The organism is Rhizobium sp. CF080 (assembly GCF_000282095.2).
Classification (GTDB): domain Bacteria; phylum Pseudomonadota; class Alphaproteobacteria; order Rhizobiales; family Rhizobiaceae; genus Neorhizobium.
In genome coordinates this window covers 632,551-651,366 of the sequence record NZ_AKKC02000002.1, presented here as the reverse complement: position 1 = coordinate 651,366, position 18,816 = coordinate 632,551, and the positions used below count along the sequence as shown (strand labels likewise).

Sequence of the window (18,816 nt, the reverse complement as noted above, 5' to 3'; positions counted from 1 at the left end):
GAGAACGCATGTCCAAACCCCGCAAACCAAAGGGCCGCCCGGTTTCCGGCTGGCTGATCCTCGACAAGCCGATTGATTTCGGCTCGACCGAAGCCGTCTCCAAGATCAAGTGGCTGTTCAACGCCCAGAAGGCCGGCCACGCCGGCACGCTCGATCCGCTCGCCTCGGGCATGCTGCCGATCGCGCTCGGCGATGCGACCAAGACCGTGCCCTACGTCATGGACGGCCGCAAGATCTATGAATTCGCCGTCAGCTGGGGCGAAGAGCGCTCGACCGACGACCTCGAAGGCGAGGTGACGGCCTCCTCGGACACGCGTCCCGACGAACAGTCGATCCGCGATCTCCTGCCGAAATATACCGGCACGATCAGCCAGATCCCGCCGCAGTTCTCTGCCATCAAGATTGCCGGCGAACGCGCCTACGACCTCGCCCGCGACGGCGAGACGGTCGATATCCCTTCCCGTGAAGTGGAGATCTTCCGGCTGACGCTGCTTGGCGTGACCGCCGACAAGGCGCATTTCGAGGTGGAGTGCGGCAAGGGCACCTATGTGCGCGCGCTTGCCCGCGATTTCGGCCGGGACCTCGGCTGCTACGGCCATATCTCCGAATTGCGCCGCACCTTTGTCGCGCCGTTTGCCGAGGAAAAGATGGTGCCATTGGCCGATCTCGTGGCGCTCGAGGAAATCGAGGACCGCGAAGAGCGCCTGGCAGCGCTCGATGCATTCCTGATCGATACTGCCGAAGCCCTTTCCAGCCTGCCGCACCTGCCGATTACCGACGACCAGGCTCACCGGCTGAAGATGGGCAATCCGGTCATCCTGCGCGGGCGCGATGCACCGCTTGCGGAGGCGGAGGCCTATGCGACGGTCCGCGGCAAGCTGATCGCCATCGGCGAGATCGGTCAGGGCGAATTCAGGCCGAAGCGGGTGTTCGGCTGAGCGAAACATCCGCTCTTCCAATCCGGGCATGAATGGTTTATAGGCAGCGCCAGCAAGAAGGCGGCCTCTGGCACTCATTTTGCGTTCACGGCCAATGCTGGACGACATCCCGGCCTTTGGCGTCCCTGTTTCCTCTCAAAAGAAAGGATCATCCGATGTCGATCACTGCCGAGCGTAAGACTGCGCTGATCAAGGAATATGCAACTGTCGAAGGCGACACCGGTTCTCCGGAAGTCCAGGTTGCGATCCTGACCGAGCGCATCAACAACCTGACCGAACATTTCAAAGGCCACAAGAAGGACAACCATTCCCGTCGTGGCCTGCTGACGATGGTTTCGAGCCGCCGCTCGCTTCTTGACTATCTCAAGAAGAAGGACGAAGGCCGCTATACCAAGCTGATCACCAGCCTGGGCATTCGCCGCTAACAAATCTTCCGGCGGGACTGGCAACAGTGCCCGCCGGACGCCTTTTCGGGCCTGGTCCCGATGAAACGCTGGAACCGTGCCCTGAGACCTGCACGGTAAAAATCCCGGCGGACCCGGATGGGCCGGATCTGCCAAACAAACCGTTGACCTGTCATGGGGCAGGATTGCCGGATGCTTTCGGCCAAAGCCCTCGGGGCTTTAGCCGCGGCTCCTTTTGAGGAGACCGAAAACGCAAAGCCTCCCGTTGTCTTGCCCATGATGTGTCACATTGATTGCGGTCGACTGTGCGCTGCGCCCGATATCGGCGATGCGTGTGCTCCCGCATTGAAGGACAAGACATGTTCAATACACATTCCGTCGAAATCGAATGGGCAGGCCGCCCGCTGAGGCTGGAAACGGGCAAGATCGCCCGCCAGGCTGACGGCGCGGTTCTGGCCACCTACGGCGAAACCGTCGTTCTCGCGACCGTGGTATCCGCCAAGGCTCCGAAGCCGGGCCAGGACTTCTTCCCGCTCACCGTCAACTACCAGGAAAAGACCTATGCCGCCGGCAAGATCCCGGGCGGCTATTTCAAGCGCGAAGGTCGTCCGAGCGAAAACGAAACCCTCGTTTCCCGCCTGATCGACCGCCCGATCCGCCCGCTGTTCCCGGAAGGCTACAAGAACGACACCCAGGTCGTCGTCACGGTTATCCAGCATGACCTCGAGAACAACCCGGACATCCTGTCCATGGTTGCCACCTCGGCGGCACTCACCCTTTCCGGTGTTCCCTTCATGGGCCCGGTCGGCGGCGCCCGCGTCGGTTACATCAACGGCGAATACGTCCTCAACCCGCATCTCGACGAGATGGACGAGTCGGTTCTCGACCTCGTCGTTGCCGGCACCCAGGACGCCGTCCTGATGGTTGAATCCGAAGCCAAGGAACTCAACGAAGACGTCATGCTCGGTGCCGTCATGTTCGGCCACCGCGGCTTCCAGCCGGTCATCGACGCGATCATCAAGCTCGCCGAAGTCGCCGCCAAGGAGCCGCGCGAATTCGAACCGGAAGATCATTCCGAACTCGAAGCCGAAATGCTGCAGCATTTCGAAGCCGAGCTTCGCGAAGGCTACAAGATCACCCAGAAGGCTGACCGGTACGCTGCCGTCGACGCCGTCAAGGCGAAGGTGAAGGCCCACTTCTTCCCGGAAGGCGTCGAGCCGAAGTACAATGCCGAAGTCATCGGCGCCGTCTTCAAGCACCTGCAGGCGAAGATCGTTCGCTGGAACATCCTCGACACCAAGAGCCGTATCGACGGCCGCGACCTCGAAACCGTCCGTCCGATCGTCTCGGAAGTCGGCATCCTGCCGCGCACCCACGGTTCGGCCCTCTTCACCCGCGGCGAGACCCAGGCGATCGTTGTCGCCACCCTCGGCACCGGCGAGGACGAGCAGTACGTCGACAGCCTCACCGGCATGTACAAGGAACGCTTCCTGCTTCACTACAACTTCCCGCCCTACTCGGTCGGTGAAACCGGTCGCATGGGCTCCCCGGGCCGCCGCGAAATCGGCCATGGCAAGCTCGCATGGCGCGCCATTCGCCCGATGCTGCCGACGGTCGAGCAGTTCCCCTACACGCTGCGCGTCGTCTCCGAAATCACCGAGTCCAACGGCTCGTCTTCGATGGCGACCGTCTGCGGCACCTCGCTCGCTCTGATGGACGCAGGCGTGCCGCTCGCCAAGCCGGTTGCCGGTATCGCCATGGGCCTCATCCTCGAAGGTGAGCGTTTCGCCGTTCTCTCCGACATCCTCGGCGACGAAGACCACCTCGGCGACATGGACTTCAAGGTCGCGGGTACTGCCGACGGCATCACCTCGCTGCAGATGGACATCAAGATCGCCGGCATCACCGAAGAGATCATGAAGGTCGCGCTCGGTCAGGCACAGGGCGGCCGCAAGCACATCCTCGGCGAAATGGCCAATGCCATCACCGAGAGCCGCGGCCAGCTCGGCGAATTCGCACCGCGCATCGAAGTGATGAACATCCCGGTCGACAAGATCCGCGAAGTCATCGGTTCGGGCGGCAAGGTCATCCGCGAAATCGTCGAAAAGACCGGCGCCAAGATCAACATCGAGGACGACGGCACCGTCAAGATCGCTTCGTCTTCCGGCAAGGAAATCGAAGCGGCCCGCAAGTGGATCCACTCGATCGTTGCCGAGCCGGAAGTCGGTGCTATCTATGAAGGCACGGTCGTCAAGACCGCCGACTTCGGCGCCTTCGTGAACTTCTTCGGTGCCCGCGACGGCCTCGTGCACATCTCGCAGCTCGCTTCCGAGCGCGTTGCCAAGACCCAGGACGTCGTCAAGGAAGGCGACAAGGTCTGGGTCAAGCTGATGGGCTTCGACGAGCGCGGCAAGGTTCGCCTGTCGATGAAGGTCGTTGACCAGGCCACCGGCCAGGAAGTCAAGAAGGCTGAAGGCGAAGCCGCCGAATAAGGCCCTCTTCCTTCCGAGACATCGAGGCGCGGAAGCTCTTCCGCGCCTTTTGTTTATCTGCTGTTACGAGACGAACCCACGAGACGAAATATGAGCCGAGACGCCGTCAAAACCCTGTTCCACCCCTTTGACACCGAGGCAGTTCCCATGCCTGGCGAAGGCGAGCGTGTGCTCTTCCTGGGGGCGGAGGCGGGCAACGCCCTGCCTGAGGGGTTTGCTGCCGAGATCACCGCGGTACAGTCGTTCCGGCCTCTGTTCCGTGGCCTGAGCGAAGGCGCGTTTCCCGAGGCCGAGGGTGACGGCTACGACTTTGGACTGGTGCTCTGCGGCAAGCATCGCGGGGAGAATGAGAACCGCGTAGCAGAGGCCCTGGAGCGCGTCAGGGCGGGCGGCGTGATCATTGTGGCCGGCGGTAAGGAAGATGGCATCCAGCCGCTCCGCAACACGCTGCTGAAGCTCGGCATCGAACTCGACTACACGCCGAAATACCACGGCGTCGCCGTGTGGTTTGCCCGGCCCACCGATGCCGAGGCGGCGATCAAGGCGCTGAAGAAATCGACCGTCGTGATCGACGCCCGGTTTGAAGCAGCGCCCGGCATGTTCTCCCACGAGCGCGTGGATGCAGGCTCGGAACTGCTCGCAGGCCGCCTGCCGGCCGATTTCGACGGCAATGCCGCCGATTTCGGCGCGGGCTGGGGTTATCTGTCGGTGATGCTGGCGGAGAAGTCGAAGCGGGTGAACCGCATCGATCTTTTCGAGGCCGATTACCAGGCGCTGGAATTTGCCAAGCGCAACATCGCGCGCAACTGCCCGGACCTCAATGCCCGCTTCTACTGGCAGGATCTCGGCGCCGAGCCGCCAAAGGAAAAATACGATCTCGTCATCATGAACCCGCCTTTCCACGAGACGCAGGCGACCGATCCCGAACTCGGCAAGACGATGATCCGCACCGCCGCCGCGGCGCTCAAGAACGGCGGCCGCCTGATGCTGGTCGCCAATCGCGGCCTGACCTACGAACCAGTGCTGGCCGAAGGTTTCCGCGAGAGCGGTGAAACTTGCCGCAATGCACGGTTCAAAGTGCTGTGGGCAAAGAAGTAAGCCGACTCTAGGCCGCTTCGATATCCTTGCGGGCGGCGCTGGCCAGGAAGGCTGAGCGCGTCAGCCCGCGCTCCTTTGCGGCAGCGTCGATCGCGTCGAGCATGCCTTTTTCGAAAGTCACGTTGGCGCGCACGACACGCGTATCATCCTCGATGAACGGAATGCGCGCCAGGAACGCGCCCTTGGCAAGCTCTGCGCGGATCTCGCCGCGTGACATCAGCTCTTGATAGGAAGAGGGGGCCGGCAAGACGTCATCTTCCGCCCAGAGCCGAAGTGCTTCGATCGCGTTTGCAGTCAGGTCGTCCTCGATATCCGCCGCGGAGAAAACCGACGGCAGGTCCGGGAAGCTGATGCCGAAGGCGCTGCCACTGTCTTTATGTACGAGCGCGATGAAGTATTTCATCGATCTACCTCAAACCCATCCTGCCTGCTTGGCAATCGCAAGCGCGGTCCCAACAGGTAAATCTTTCTTCGGGTGCGGAACGATGATCGTTTGCGGGCCCTTGCGAAGCTTGTGGTGCGAGCCTTTTACAGAAACGAGTTCGTAACCGTCGCGCTTCAGCCTCGCGATGATCTTGTGACTGTTCCGCTCCACGGGCACACCCTTGCTATGCGAAGAAGATAGCGCGAGTGAGATGGGTAATCAAGATGCGCATAATAATGCGCATCTTGATTTATTCCGAATCCGCGTTCCGCAGCCGGTCGAGGCTCGGAAGCGACGTGATATTATACCCCGCGTCCACATAGTGGATTTCGCCCGTTACGCCGTGCGACAGGTCCGAGAGCAGGTAGAGTGCGGAACCGCCGATATCCTCGATGGTCGCGGTGCGGCGCAGCGGGGCGTTCTTCTGGTTCCAGGAATAGATCGCGCGAGCATCCGAAATGCCGGCGCCGGCAAGCGTGCGCACCGGGCCTGCCGAGATCGCGTTGACGCGGATGTCGCGCGGGCCGTAATCGGCCGCAAGATAACGCACCGAGCTTTCCAGCGCCGCCTTGGCGACACCCATGACATTGTAGTTCGGGATCACCCGCATCGAGCCGCCATAGGTAAGTGTCAGGATGGCGCCGCCATCCGTCATCAGGTCGGCTGCCCGCTTGGAGATTTCCGTGAAGGAGAAACAGGAGATCACCATCGTGCGGCTGAAATTGTCGCGTGTCGTGTCCGCGTAGAGGCCCTTCAGCTCGTTCTTGTCGGAAAAGCCGATCGCGTGCACGACAAAATCGAGCTTGCCCCAGCGTTCCTTGATCGCCGCGAACGTCGCGTCTACCGAGGCGATATCCTCGACATCGCAAGGCACGACGAAATCCGAATTGAGCTCGGCGGCGAGCGGCTTGACGCGCTTGCCGAGTGCTTCGCCCTGGTAGGTGAAGGCGAGTTCCGCACCCTGCGCGGCGACAGCTTTCGAGATCCCCCAGGCAATAGAGTGATTGTTGGCGACCCCCATGATCAGGCCGCGTTTCCCCTGCATGATTCCGGTCATGGAATTACCCGTTAAAGCGCTGGAAGACGAGCGTGGCGTTGGTGCCGCCGAACCCGAAGGAATTGGAAAGGACCGTATCGATCTTGGCGTCGTCGATGCGATTGCGCACGATCGGAACGCCTTCGAATTCTGGATCCAGGTTTTCGATATGGGCGCTTTCGCCGATGAAGCGCTCCTGCATCATCAGAAGCCCGTAGATCGATTCCTGCACGCCGGCGCCGCCGAGCGAATGGCCGGTCAGCGACTTGGTCGACTGGATGTGCGGGATCTTGGTCCCGAAGACCTGGCGGATCGCGCCGATTTCCTTGCTGTCCCCGACCGGCGTCGACGTGCCGTGGGTGTTGATGTAGTCGACATCGCCCTTCACGGTCGCAAGCGCCTGGCGCATGCAGCGGATAGCGCCTTCGCCCGACGGGGCGACCATGTCGTAACCGTCCGACGTCGCGCCGTAACCGACGATTTCCGCATAGATCTTCGCACCACGCGCCTTGGCATGCTCGAGCTCTTCGAGAACCAGCACGCCCGCACCGCCGGCGATGACGAAACCGTCGCGATCGACGTCATAGGCGCGCGAGGCCTTGTCGGGATCGTTGTTGTACTTGGTGGACATGGCGCCCATGGCGTCGAACAGGTTCGACATCGTCCAGTCGAGGTCCTCGTGGCCGCCGGCGAACATCACGTCCTGCTTGCCCCACTGGATCATCTCGGCGGCATTGCCGATGCAGTGCGCCGATGTCGAGCAGGCGGACGAGATCGAATAGTTGACGCCGTGGATCTTGAACCAGGTGGCAAGCGTCGCCGATGCCGTCGATGACATCGCCTTCGGCACGGCGAACGGGCCGATGCGCTTCGGGCTGTTGTTCTTGAGGGTGATCTCTGCGGCTTCGATGAGCGTGCGGGTGGACGGTCCGCCCGAACCCATGATGATCCCGGTGCGCTCGTTCTCGCCGATGTCCTTGTCTTCGAGACCGGAATCGGCGATCGCCTGTTTCATGGCGACATGGTTCCAGGCGCCGCCCTGGCTGAGGAAGCGCATCGCGCGGCGATCGACCAGCTCGGTCGGGTCAAGCGTCGGCCTGCCCCAGACCTGGCACTTGAAACCGTGCTCGGCAAAATCGGGAGAGAAGGAAATGCCGGACTTCGCCTGACGCAAGGATTCGGTGACTTCGGCGGCGTCGCTCCCGATCGAGGATACGATACCGAGACCCGTTACAACTACCCGTCTCATCTCATCAAAACCTTTTCTGCTCGTTCTGCTTTGGCCGGGACGCCGGATCAGGCGGCCTTTTCCTTCGACAGGCCTACACGAAGGTCGGTTGCCTGGTAAATGGTTTCGCCATCTGCCTTGAGCCAGCCATCCGCGGTGCCAAGCACCAGACGACCGCGCATGACGCGCTTGAAGTCGATGCCATATTCAAGCAGCTTGGTGTCTGGGCGTATCATGCCCTTGAACTTCACTTCGCCGGTCGACAAGGCCATGCCGCGTCCGGGCTCGCCGAGCCAGCCGAGGAAAAAACCGGTCAATTGCCACATGCCGTCGAGACCAAGGCAGCCCGGCATGATGGGATTGCCTTCGAAATGGCAGGGAAAATACCAGTCGTCGGGCCTGACGTCGTATTCGGCGCGAAGATAACCCTTGTCGAAGGTTCCGCCTGTTTCCGAAATGTCGGTGATGCGATGGACCATCAGCATCGGCGGCAGCGGAAGCTGCGCATTGCCCGGTCCGAACAGCTCACCATGGGCGCAAGAGAGAAGTTCTTCGTAAGAGAAGCTGGACTGCTTGGGTGCCATAAATTTCCGTTCCCCCCGTTGAACCTTAGACCTTTTGTTTCAGCAGCTTATTGCAAGATCGGTCGGAATTGAAGCGTAACGATGAACTTGCGCTCCGCCTGGGGATGGCAGCCGAGCCGCTGGAACATGCGTTTGTTCTGGTCCGCATATAGGAAGCTAAAGGCGCAAACCAGAGGCTTGTGACGGAAATTGCGCGTTTTTGACCCTGCTGCGCCAGGTATCCTCCGGAAACTATTGAAAGTGCTCGCCGTAAAAGTTATATCGGAAAGTCAAGATACCTGATATGGGCGAGAAACGGCAGGAGTTGACGGGCAATATGGCAGAAGCCGGTACGGACATCGAGACGAGACTGCGCCATTGCGGCCTGCGTCCGACGAGGCAGCGCGTTGCGCTAGCCGACCTGCTGTTCGCCAAGGGTGACCGCCACCTGACCGTCGAGGAACTGCACGAGGAAGCCACTTTCGCCGGCGTTCCGGTTTCGCTAGCAACCGTCTACAACACGCTGCACCAGTTCACCGAAGCCGGCCTCATCCGCGTCCTCGCAGTTGAAAGCGCCAGGACCTATTTCGACACCAATATTTCCGACCACCATCACTTCTTCGTCGAGGGTCGCAACGAGGTGCTCGACATTCCGGTCAGCAATCTGGAGATCGGCAACCTGCCGGAAGCCCCGGAAGGCATGGAAATCGCCCATGTGGATGTGATCATCCGCCTGCGCGAAAAGAAAGGCTGACGCTTCCTACTCTTTCCCTTTGTTTCCCCTCATGGCTTCGTCCTGGTCCCGTCCGGGCCGTGGCCTGTAGCGCGGCAATGTCCAGCCATAGTGGATCGCGCCTCCGCGCAGGCCGAAGGCAAGGGCAGCACCGAGCCCCGAACTCGCGTAGAGCGGCAGGCCGAGCGCATTCGCCGCGGTAAACCCGCAGGCGCCGGCAAGTGCGGCGGTAATGTAGATTTCCGGCCTCAGCAGCACCGAGGGTTCGTTGGCGAGAAGATCGCGCAGGATGCCGCCGAAGGCTGCCGTCAGCGCCCCGGTGACGATCGCGATCGTTGGCGATCCCGTGGCGGCGATCCCTTTTGCCGCGCCGATCACGCTATAGGCCGCGAGCCCGACCGCATCGAACCAGATCAGCAGGCGATAGCGCCATTCCACCCGGTGTGCTGTGCAGAAGACGAAGGCACCCGATATGACGCAGATCAGGATATAGGTAGGGTCGAGTACCCAGAAGACCGGGGTGCGGCCGAGGATGATATCCCTGAGCGTGCCGCCGCCGAGCCCCGTGACCGCCGCGAAAAACAGGAAACCGACCAGATCGAGCTGCTTTCGCGAAGCGGCCAGCGCCCCGGTCGCGGCAAAAAGCGCTATGCCGGCATAGTCGAGTATCGTCAGCAATGACATGTCAGACCTTGTGATCCAGCGTCGCGCAAGTGCAGACCGTTAACATAGCTGCCGATCGTTGCGTGCGTCATCCTTCGACGCGCGCCGTGAACAGATGAATTTGCAGGGGTCCGCCAGTGAAAAAGCTCTTGATCATTGTTGTGCAGGCGCTCGTCCTGGTGTTTGCGCCGACACTTGCCTTCGGTCAGCAGCCACAGCGTTTCAGCGATCCGGAAATCTACGAAAAGAATTACTTCCGCAAGGAATGCAAGACTGTCGACTACGGGCCGACCTTCATCAAGCGTTTCGACATCAACAACGACGGCATGCTCGACCTCGTTTCCAACCAATCCGACATGACCTGCGACGGGGTCAAGGGACCGCGCTGCACCGGCGAAGGCTGCCCCTACAATTTCTATGTCCAGATCAAGGAAGGCGGCTACGTCATGGTCGCCACCGCCCAGCTTTATACCTACGAGTTCGTTCAGTACTTCGGCAACATGGTCTTCGAATTGACGATGCATCCCCGCTTCTGCGGCCGCACCGACGCCGCGCCCTGCGAAATGCGCGTCCGGGTGCGCGGCCTCGATTTCAATATCCTGTCGAAAAAATAAAACGGTCCGGAACAGGGCTCATCCCGGAAAGATCTCGCCGATTCGCCCGGCGAGATAATAGGCCGTCAGGCTCATCCATTCCCGGGCAGCAGTCGTGGTCAACTGCGCATTCAGCGCCGGCTGGGTGAAATCCAGCGACAGGCCGACGACGCCGCTGGTGCGATAGTCGACCGGCCACGGCGTCACCTCCATCCCCGCCGCCCGGAACAGCCCCATCGCCCGCGGCATGTGGAAGGCCGACGTGATCAGCAGGCAGTGTTCGAGGCCCTGGGCCTTCAGCAGTCCGGCGGTGTTCAACGTATTCTCGTAGGTCGTGCGGGACGTGTTCTCCTTCACCAGTCGATCGGCCGGAATGCCGAAGGCGGAGAAGAACCGTTCGGAGGCCTGCGCCTCCCCTTCATAGGCGCCGCTGATCGAACCGTCGCCGCCGGAAATCAGGATGCGTGATGCCGGATGATTGCGGGCGAGCCGCAGCGCCTCCACGAACCGGTCGGCCGCCTGGTTGAGCTCGATGCCGCCACGCGCGGTCGTCACTTCGTTTTCGAGCACGCCACCGAGCACGATCATGCAGGAAACCGCCTGCGGCTCCTGGCCCCGCCTTGGAACGCGGTCTTCCAGAACCTGCAGCGCCACTGTGCCGGTCGTCGTGAAAAGCGTCACGAACAGCGCCAGTGCGGTCAGGAACGCGGCGAACCCGCCGAGCTTACGCCAGCCGATGAAGACCAGAAGTGCGGCGAGAACTGCGAGCAGAAAGGCGATCGAGAGAGGCTGGGCAAACACCCAGAAGAGCTTGGAAAGCAGGAACATCAAAAACTTTCGGAACGATCAGGCGCGGCGGCGGGTGGAGACGATCGGTTGCTGGAAATGCAGGTGCAGCGGACGCGGCAAAAGCGCCGTCGCCAACGCAACCGCAAGGGCCAGAACCGAAACGATCCAGAGCGCATGGCTGCCAGCATATTTCGTCAAAAAAGCACCGGTGACGGCACCGCATGCCATTCCGGTCCAGGGAACCGTCTGGATCAACCAGCCGGTCGGGTTGCGATCCCCGATCAACCAGCGGCCGATGCCGCGGCCGAAGCGGGAAAGCGCGCCCGTCACATAGGTCAGCCCGATCGGCAGCCCTTCGATATGCTCGACCGTTGCGTTGATCATGCCCATCGACAGCACGACCAGATAGAATTGCAGCCGCGGAAAACCGGTCGCGGGAACGATGGAAGCCGCGGCCAGCAGCAGCGAAACACCCGAGAGCACCACGAATGTGCGGCGCGCCGAAACCGTGTAGGCAAGCACGATGCCGAGCGCGTTGCCGAGAATGAAGACCCAGAGCGCGACAAAGAGGATGATCGCATGGCTGTAGTCGCCGTCGGCGAAGGCGATCGCCGCGCGGGTCGTGTTGCCGGTCATGAAGGAGACGAAATCGCCCGACAGAAGCAGGCCGACGGCATCCGTCATGCCCGCCACGAAGGAAATGGCGGCAACCAGCGCAAGACCTGTCACGGTACGCCGCCTGCGGATGATGCGTCTTCGTCTTTCCCTGGTCATGGAGGCCCTTCCTCCGCTCACTTTCTGCGCGAATCACGCCGTGAGGCGTTGATCCAGGACAATGTCGGATAAGTGGAAAAGAAATCGCAAATCGCGTGCAGAAGCCAGTCTTATCGCGCGCGCAGCCACTCCTCGATGCCTTGTGCTGCGGCCCGTCCCATCCCAAGGCAGGCGGTCAGCAGGTAGCCGCCCGTCGGCGCCTCCCAGTCGAGCATTTCCCCGGCGGCGAAAAGGCCCGGAAGCGGCTTCAGCATATAGTTTCCGTCAACATCGCTCCAGGCGACGCCGCCGGCGGACGAGATCGCTTCGGCGATCGGCCGCGGACGGAGAACGGGGATCGGCAGAGCCTTGATCAGCCTTGCCAATTCCTCCGGGGCCATCCGGTTGGCATCCGGAACGAGTTCGCGAAGCAACGCGGCTTTCACTCCCTGCAGCCCGGTGCCCTTGCGGAGCCGGTTGGAGAAACTCGCCTTGGCATCCTGCCGGGCAAGGTCGCGCGCCAGACGTTCCGTCGGGCGGCCAGGTGCGAGATCGACGGTCAAGGCTGCTCGGCCTTCCGCGAGAAGCCGGTCCCGAAGTGCTGCGGAATGCGCATAGACAAGGCTGCCTTCGATCCCGTGTTTTGAGACCACGAATTCGCCCTGGAATGTCCCGGCGTCGGACGTGGTCGAAACAGATTTCAGCGGCTCACCGGCAAATCGCTCGCGAAACGGCTCACTCCAGGCGACGTCGAAACCGCAATTGGCCGGCTGCAGGTCGGCGATCCTAATGCCCCTGTCTCTCAGCCACGGCACCCAGGCGGCATCCGAGCCAAGCCGCGGCCAGCTGGCACCGCCAAGTGCGACGAGAGCAGCATCCGGTTCCACGGTGATCGGGCCTTCCGGTGTTTCGAACCGATAACCGTTTTCGGCAAACCCCACCCAGCGATGCCGCGTCTTGAGCGCCACGCCCTGCGCCTCAAGCCGCCGCAGCCAGGCGCGCAACAGCGGCGAGGCTTTCATAACCTTTGGAAACACGCGGCCCGAGGTCCCCACGAAGGTTTCCGTACCCAGCCCCGCCGCCCAGTCCCGCACATCGTCCGGCGTGAACGCCTCCAGAGCCGGGCGCAGATGGGCAGAGGAGCTCCCGAATCGCTCCGCGAAACTCGAAAAATCTTCCGAATGGGTGATGTTCAGCCCGGACTTGCCGGCGAGCAGGAATTTCCGCCCGAAGGTCGGCATCGCCTCGTAGACCGTCACGGCATGACCGGCAGCGGAGAGAACCTCCGCCGCCATCAGCCCCGCCGGCCCGCCGCCGATGATTGCGATCTGCTTCGTCATGATCTCCGGTTACGGCAGATCAGTCCGCTTTGCCATAGCCTCCGGCCGTCGGCGTCTGCACCGTCACCGCTTCGCCGGCTTCGATGATCGTCTGGGCGCAGCCGCCGAGTTCTTCGAACGTGCCGTCGAGCCGCCGCACGGTTGTCTTCCCAAGCTCGCCGGTTTCACCACCGGCAAGCCCGTGCGGCTTGATCGTCCGGTGTGAGGAGAGGATGGCGCAGTCCATCTTTTCGAGGAAGCGGATCGTCCTTTTCGTTCCGTTGCCGGCCGAGAACCTGCCCCTGCCGCCGGAATTTTCGCGGATGTGAAAATCCTCGAGCAGGACCGGATAACGGGTTTCGAGGATTTCCGGGTCGGTGAGGCGGGAATTGGTCATGTGCACATGCACCGCATCCGTTCCCGCGAAACCGGTCCCGTCGTTGAATACACCGGCCGGCGAACCGGAGCACAGCGTCTCGTAATACTGGTAGGTTGCGTTGCCGAAGGTGAGATTGTTCATCGAACCCTGGCTCGCTGCCATCGCCCCGAGCGCGCCGAACAGCGCATTGGTCACGTGCTGGCTGGTCTCGACATTGCCCGCCACCACGGCCGCCGGATATTGCGGCTTCAGCATCGACCCTTCCGGGACGATGATGCGGATCGGCCGCAGGCATCCCGCATTCATCGGAATGGAACTCTCGACCATGACACGGAAGACATAGAGCACCGCCGCCCGGGTCACCGGTTCCGGTGCGTTGAAGTTGTTCTTCTTCTGCGGGCTCGTGCCGGTGAAGTCGACGGTCGCCTCGCGCTTGGCCCTGTCGACGGTGATCTTCACCTTGATCACGCTGCCCTGGTCGGTCGGGTAGGAGAATTCGGAATCGCCGAGTTTCTCGATCACCCGCCGGACGCTCTCCTCCGCATTGTCCTGCACGTGGCCCATATAGGCCTGCACCACGTCGAGCCCGAACTGCGCGATCATCTTGCGCATTTCGTGCACGCCTTTTTCGTTGGCAGCGATCTGGGCGCGCAGGTCGGCGACGTTCTGGGCGACATTGCGGGCGGGGTAGGGGTGGTTGGAGAGAAGATCGGTGATGCCGGCCTCGTCGAAACGGCCGCGATCGACGAGCAGCACGTTGTCGAACAGCACGCCTTCCTCATCCACGGTGGTCGCAAGCGGCGTCATCGACCCCGGCGCGGTACCGCCGACATCGGCGTGATGACCGCGCGAGGCGACGTAGAAGAGAATGTCCTTGCCCTCGGCATCGAAGACCGGCGTCACGACGGTGATATCCGGCAGATGGGTGCCGCCGTTATAGGGGGCATTCAGCGCAAACACGTCGCCGGGGCGGATCCTGCCCTGGTTCTGGGCGATGACGCTTTCGACGGAGCGGTCCATGGAGCCGAGATGCACCGGCATATGCGGGGCGTTCGCCACCAGCGCGCCGTCCGCGTCGAAGACGGCGCAGGAGAAGTCCAGCCGCTCCTTGATGTTGACCGAGGAAGCGGTGTTCTGCAGCGTCACGCCCATCTGTTCGGCGATCGACATGAACAGGTTGTTGAACACTTCGAGCAGAACCGGGTCCGCCTGGGTGCCGATCGGCCTGGCGCGGGAGAGTTCGGCGACGCGCTTCAGCACGACATGGTTCAGCTTCGTGATCTCGAACGCCCAGCCGTCCTCGACGACAATAGTCTGGTGCGGCTCGACGATCAGGCAGGGGCCGTTTGCGCGCGAGCCCGGCTTGATATCGGCGCGCCGATAGACAGGCGCTTCGCGCCATGCGCCGCCGGAGAAGAACTTTGTCTGTTCGGTCGTGGTCGGCTTGGCGTTGTCGATTTCGAATTCCGGCTCGTCGGAATCGGCACCGCCGCCGATCGCCTCGACCTCATAGGCCTCGAAAATGATCTCGCGGTTTTCGAAGATGAAACCGAACTGCTTCCTGTGCGCCGTCTCGAAGGCGACCGTCATCTCTGCCGCAGTGGCGAGTGTTACGGGCAAAGTCGTATCCGTGCCCTGATAGCGTAGGTGGGCGCGGTGAAGCACCTCGGTTTCGGAGGCAGTCACGCCCTGCGACGCCATTTCGTCCAGCACGCTGGCGGTCAGCTCGTCGCTTATGGCCCCGAGCGTTTCCAGCGCGGCCGCAAGCTCGTGCGAGACCGTGCGCTGGCGGGTGGCGCGGATATCCGCGAGCCCCATGCCATAGGCGGAAAGAATGCCCGAGAACGGGTGGATCATCACCGTCGAGATACCGAGCGCATCGGCCGTCAGGCAGGCATGCTGGCCGCCGGCACCGCCGAAGCAGGTCAGCACGTAATGGGTGACGTCGTAGCCGCGCTGGACGCTGATCTTCTTGACGGCATTCGCCATGTTCTCGACGGCGATCGCCAGGAACCCGTCGGCCACTTCTTCCGGCAAGCGGCCGTCGCCGATCACCTTCGCCATTTCCTCGAAGGCGGCGCGCACCGCATCCGCATCGAGCGGCTGATCGCGGTTGGGGCCGAAGATCGCCGGGAAGAGCTTTGGCGAGAGCTTGCCGAGCATGACATTGGCGTCAGTCACGGTCAGCGGACCGCCGCGGCGATAGGCCTTGGGGCCGGGATTGGCACCGGCGGAATCCGGGCCGACGCGAAAACGGCCGTTCTCGAAATGCAGGATCGAACCGCCGCCGGCGGCGACCGTGTGGATCGACATCATCGGCGCCCGCATGCGCACGCCGGCCACTTCGGTTTCGAACGAGCGTTCCAACTCGCCGTCATAATGCGAAACGTCGGTCGACGTGCCGCCCATGTCGAAGCCGATCATCCGGTTGAAGCCTGCCAACCGCGAAGTCTCGACCGCGCCGACCACGCCGCCGGCCGGGCCGGACAGGATCGCATCCTTGCCCTGGAACAGCCGCGCTGCGGTCAGCCCGCCGGAGGACTGCATGAACATCAATTGCGCGCCTTGGCTTTCGGTGGCGTCCAAGCCGGTGCCGAGTTCGCCGGCAACCTGCTCCACGTAGCGGCGCAGGATCGGCGAGAGATAGGCATCGACCACAGTCGTGTCGCCGCGCCCGACCAGCTTGATCAGCGGCGAAACCTCATGGCTGACGGAAACCTGGGTGAAGCCGATGTCGCGGGCGATCCCGGCCACCAGCTGTTCATGAGCCGGATAGCGATACGCGTGCATGAAGGCGATGGCGACGGCACGGAAACCAGCATCATACTGCTCTTGCAACTGGCCGCGGATTGTCTTTTCGTCCGGCGCCGCCTCGATCGTACCGTCGGCGCGGACCCGTTCGTCCACCTCGACCACATGCTTGTAGAGCAGTTCCGGCTTGATGATCTTCTTGGCAAAAATGTCGGCACGAGCCTGGTAGCCGATCGCCAGCGCGTCCCGGAAGCCGCGGGTCGTCACGAGCAGCGTGCGTTCGCCCTTGCGCTCCAGCAGCGCATTGGTGGCGACCGTCGTGCCCATCTTCACCGCGCCGATCGCATCGGCAGGGATGGCAGCCCCGGTCGGCACGCCGAGAAGCTCGCGGATGCCCTGCACCGCCGCATCGCGGTAGGCTTCCGGATTTTCGGACAGGACCTTGTGGGCCACGAGCGATCCGTCCGGCTTTCGGCCCACGATATCGGTGAACGTGCCGCCGCGATCGATCCAGAAATCCCACTTAGCCTCGGTCATAATCCGCCCCTCAAATCAAAACTGATACCTAACGAAAACATTTCGTCGATAAAACGTCAATGATTAGTTGACAGGAAATTGCTCATTGAAGCATCATGCTCGCTGAACGGGCAGGAAGCCGCCAAGAGCTCCACCCGGATAACCGGCAACCGAGGGGAGCCGACCATGCCGTTTTTTCGATCCTGTAAAGGGAGGATGAACCATGTCCTCCATTGATCCCCGCCACAGCATATTTCCGGATTGGCTCCGGAAAGGGCTGGATGCACTCTACCTGTTTTCCGGATATCTCGCCGGACTTTTCCTTGTCGCGATCTTCCTGCTGATGATGGCGCTTTCTGCCGGCCGCCCGCTCGATATCGACGTGCCGGCGGGTGACGATTTCGCCTCCTGGTGCATGGCGGCGAGCGCCTTTCTCGGCCTCGCGCACACGTTCCGCTCCGGCGAAATGATCCGCGTCGGCCTGCTGGTCGAGCGCTTCACCGGTACGGTCCGCCGTGTCGTCGAGATCTTCGCCCTCGTGATCGGCACGATCGCGACGCTCTATTTTGCCTGGTTCGCCTTCGACATGACGAAGACCTCCTACATGTTCAACGATCTGGCGCAGGGCGTCATCGCGGTGCCTTTGTGGATTCCGCAGCTCGGTTTCTGCGGCGGCCTGATCATCCTCGCGATCGCCTTCGTCGACGAACTCCTCCATGTCCTGTTCGGCGGCTCGCCGCGCTACGAGAAGCCGGAGCCGCAAACGGCCGAGGAAGTCATCGAGCGCGCCATCCAGAGCGGGGCGTGATCCATGAGCACGATCGAACTCGTTGAAATCGCCGGCATCGTCCTCGTCGCCCTGTTGGCGCTGCTGGCCAGCGGCGTCTGGATCGGCATCTCGCTGCTGATCTGCGGCTTTATTGCCATGCTCTTCGTGCCCGGCATCCCGATCGGCGCGGTGCTTGCCACCAATTCCTGGAGCGGCGGCGCGTCCTGGTCGCTCGCGGCGCTGCCGCTGTTCGTCTGGATGGGGGAAATCCTGTTCCGCACCCGGCTTTCGGAAGAGATGTTCCGAGGCCTCGCCCCCTGGCTCGGCTGGCTGCCCGGCCGCCTCATGCATGTCAACGTGATCGGCTGCGGCCTGTTCGGATCGATCTCGGGTTCGTCTGCCGCCACCACGGCGATGATCGCCAAGATCGCCCTGCCGGAACTCAAGAAACGCGGCTATGACGAGATGGTCAGCCTCGGCTCGCTCGCCGGTGCCGGCACGCTCGGCATCCTCATTCCGCCGTCGATCACCATGGTCGTCTATGCGGTGGCGGCGAATGTCTCGATCATCCAGATCTTCCTCGCCGGCTTCCTGCCGAGCGCCATCGTCATGGTGCTTTATTCCGGCTACATCATCGTCTGGTCGCTTCTGAACCCGGACAAGCAGCCGCCGGCACCGCCGAAGATGAGCTTCATGGAGAAGCTGAAGGAATCGGCCAACCTCATCCCCGTCACGCTGCTGATCGTCTTGGTCTTCGCGACGCTCATCCTCGGCTGGGCGACGGCGACGGAATGCGCCGCCTGGGGCGTGCTCGGCTCGCTCGCCATCGCCGCCTGGTCGCGGACGCTGACGATGAAGGCCTTCTGGGACAGCGTCATGGGCGCCACTAGGCTCACCTGCATGATCATGCTGATCCTCACAGGCGCCGGCTTCATGTCGATCGCCATGGGTTATACCGGCATTCCGAACGCGCTCGCCGCCTGGGTCGACAGCTTCAACCTCAGCCCCTATGCGCTGATCGCGGTGCTGACGGTCATGTATATCCTGCTCGGCGCAGCGCTCGACGGGCTGTCGATGATCGTGCTCACCACGGTTGTGGTCCTGCCGATGATCCAGCAGGCCGGTTTCGACCTCGTCTGGTTCGGCATCTTCCTGGTGCTGATCGTCGAAATGGCGGAAGTCTCGCCGCCGGTCGGCTTCAACCTCTTCGTGCTGCAGACCATGAGCGGCCGCGACAGCCTGACCGTCGCGCGCGCTTCGCTGCCGTTCTTCTTCCTGCTTGTGGCGACAGTCGCCATCATCACGGTCTTCCCGGAAATCGTGATGGTACTGCCGAAAATGGCATTCCCGGGTTAATCAGAGAAAGAA

At 62.3% G+C, this 18,816-nt stretch carries 18 protein-coding genes; 8 read left to right on the top strand and 10 right to left on the bottom strand.

What is annotated here, in order from left to right:
• Positions 1-8: 8 nt before the first annotated feature.
• The 4 genes from truB to PMI07_RS04430 all read left to right on the top strand — a co-directional run bounded on the left by truB (position 9) and on the right by PMI07_RS04430 (position 4,932).
• The gene (truB, locus tag PMI07_RS04445) at positions 9-938 is read left to right on the top strand and encodes a tRNA pseudouridine(55) synthase TruB (RefSeq protein ID WP_007762566.1); all 930 of its coding nucleotides are present in this window, start codon (positions 9-11) and stop codon (positions 936-938) included.
• A 155-nt stretch (positions 939-1,093) separates the two neighbouring features.
• Positions 1,094-1,363 (top strand): 30S ribosomal protein S15, encoded by a 270-nt coding sequence (gene rpsO / locus PMI07_RS04440; RefSeq protein ID WP_007762572.1) that lies wholly within the window; start codon positions 1,094-1,096, stop codon positions 1,361-1,363.
• 338 nt (positions 1,364-1,701) lie between these two features.
• The gene (pnp, locus tag PMI07_RS04435) at positions 1,702-3,834 is read left to right on the top strand and encodes a polyribonucleotide nucleotidyltransferase (RefSeq protein WP_007762575.1); all 2,133 of its coding nucleotides are present in this window, start codon (positions 1,702-1,704) and stop codon (positions 3,832-3,834) included.
• A gap of 90 nt (positions 3,835-3,924) precedes the next feature.
• Positions 3,925-4,932, top strand: coding sequence for a class I SAM-dependent methyltransferase (locus PMI07_RS04430; RefSeq protein WP_024163554.1), 1,008 nt, complete (start codon positions 3,925-3,927; stop codon positions 4,930-4,932).
• Between the two features lie 7 nt (positions 4,933-4,939).
• Here the strand turns inward: PMI07_RS04430 and PMI07_RS04425 are convergent, their stop codons facing one another.
• The 5 genes from PMI07_RS04425 to fabA all read right to left on the bottom strand — a co-directional run bounded on the left by PMI07_RS04425 (position 4,940) and on the right by fabA (position 8,204).
• Positions 4,940-5,335, bottom strand: a complete 396-nt coding sequence (locus tag PMI07_RS04425; RefSeq protein WP_007758180.1) for a type II toxin-antitoxin system HicB family antitoxin — start codon at positions 5,333-5,335, stop codon at positions 4,940-4,942.
• A gap of 9 nt (positions 5,336-5,344) precedes the next feature.
• Positions 5,345-5,527: a type II toxin-antitoxin system HicA family toxin gene (locus tag PMI07_RS33920; protein WP_007758179.1), complete on the bottom strand. Its 183-nt coding sequence runs from the start codon at positions 5,525-5,527 to the stop codon at positions 5,345-5,347.
• Positions 5,528-5,606: 79 nt separating this feature from the next.
• Complete coding sequence (gene fabI, locus PMI07_RS04420) at positions 5,607-6,413, bottom strand: enoyl-ACP reductase FabI (RefSeq protein WP_007758177.1); 807 nt, start codon at positions 6,411-6,413, stop codon at positions 5,607-5,609.
• Between the two features lie 4 nt (positions 6,414-6,417).
• A complete protein-coding gene (gene fabB, locus PMI07_RS04415) occupies positions 6,418-7,641 on the bottom strand; it encodes a beta-ketoacyl-ACP synthase I (RefSeq protein WP_007758175.1) in 1,224 nt (407 codons plus the stop codon).
• Between the two features lie 47 nt (positions 7,642-7,688).
• Positions 7,689-8,204: a 3-hydroxyacyl-[acyl-carrier-protein] dehydratase FabA gene (gene fabA / locus PMI07_RS04410; RefSeq protein ID WP_007758174.1), complete on the bottom strand. Its 516-nt coding sequence runs from the start codon at positions 8,202-8,204 to the stop codon at positions 7,689-7,691.
• 316 nt (positions 8,205-8,520) lie between these two features.
• On the opposite strand from fabA, the gene irrA reads away from it, so the two are divergent.
• Positions 8,521-8,937, top strand: a complete 417-nt coding sequence (gene irrA, locus PMI07_RS04405) for an iron response transcriptional regulator IrrA (RefSeq protein WP_007758173.1) — start codon at positions 8,521-8,523, stop codon at positions 8,935-8,937.
• 6 nt (positions 8,938-8,943) lie between these two features.
• Here the strand turns inward: irrA and PMI07_RS04400 are convergent, their stop codons facing one another.
• The gene (locus PMI07_RS04400) at positions 8,944-9,600 is read right to left on the bottom strand and encodes a trimeric intracellular cation channel family protein (protein WP_007758172.1); all 657 of its coding nucleotides are present in this window, start codon (positions 9,598-9,600) and stop codon (positions 8,944-8,946) included.
• A gap of 116 nt (positions 9,601-9,716) precedes the next feature.
• On the opposite strand from PMI07_RS04400, the gene PMI07_RS04395 reads away from it, so the two are divergent.
• The gene (locus tag PMI07_RS04395; protein ID WP_007758171.1) at positions 9,717-10,193 is read left to right on the top strand and encodes a hypothetical protein; all 477 of its coding nucleotides are present in this window, start codon (positions 9,717-9,719) and stop codon (positions 10,191-10,193) included.
• An 18-nt stretch (positions 10,194-10,211) separates the two neighbouring features.
• On the opposite strand, the gene PMI07_RS04390 is transcribed toward PMI07_RS04395, so the two are convergent.
• From PMI07_RS04390 to PMI07_RS04375, 4 genes are all read right to left on the bottom strand, one after another.
• Positions 10,212-11,000 (bottom strand): YdcF family protein, encoded by a 789-nt coding sequence (locus PMI07_RS04390; RefSeq protein ID WP_007758169.1) that lies wholly within the window; start codon positions 10,998-11,000, stop codon positions 10,212-10,214.
• Positions 11,001-11,018: 18 nt separating this feature from the next.
• Positions 11,019-11,735, bottom strand: coding sequence for a YoaK family protein (locus tag PMI07_RS04385; RefSeq protein ID WP_007758168.1), 717 nt, complete (start codon positions 11,733-11,735; stop codon positions 11,019-11,021).
• Positions 11,736-11,845: 110 nt separating this feature from the next.
• Positions 11,846-13,057, bottom strand: coding sequence for a TIGR03862 family flavoprotein (locus PMI07_RS04380; RefSeq protein ID WP_155956373.1), 1,212 nt, complete (start codon positions 13,055-13,057; stop codon positions 11,846-11,848).
• 16 nt (positions 13,058-13,073) lie between these two features.
• Positions 13,074-16,700 carry a hydantoinase B/oxoprolinase family protein gene (locus tag PMI07_RS04375; protein ID WP_007758166.1) on the bottom strand — a complete coding sequence of 1,209 codons (3,627 nt, stop codon included), beginning with the start codon at positions 16,698-16,700 and terminating at the stop codon, positions 13,074-13,076.
• 202 nt (positions 16,701-16,902) lie between these two features.
• Between PMI07_RS04375 and PMI07_RS04370 the strand changes: the two genes are divergently transcribed.
• A complete protein-coding gene (locus PMI07_RS04370) occupies positions 16,903-17,487 on the top strand; it encodes a TRAP transporter small permease (protein ID WP_007758165.1) in 585 nt (194 codons plus the stop codon).
• 3 nt (positions 17,488-17,490) lie between these two features.
• A complete protein-coding gene (locus PMI07_RS04365) occupies positions 17,491-18,804 on the top strand; it encodes a TRAP transporter large permease subunit (protein WP_007758164.1) in 1,314 nt (437 codons plus the stop codon).
• The last annotated feature ends 12 nt before the right edge of the window (positions 18,805-18,816 follow it).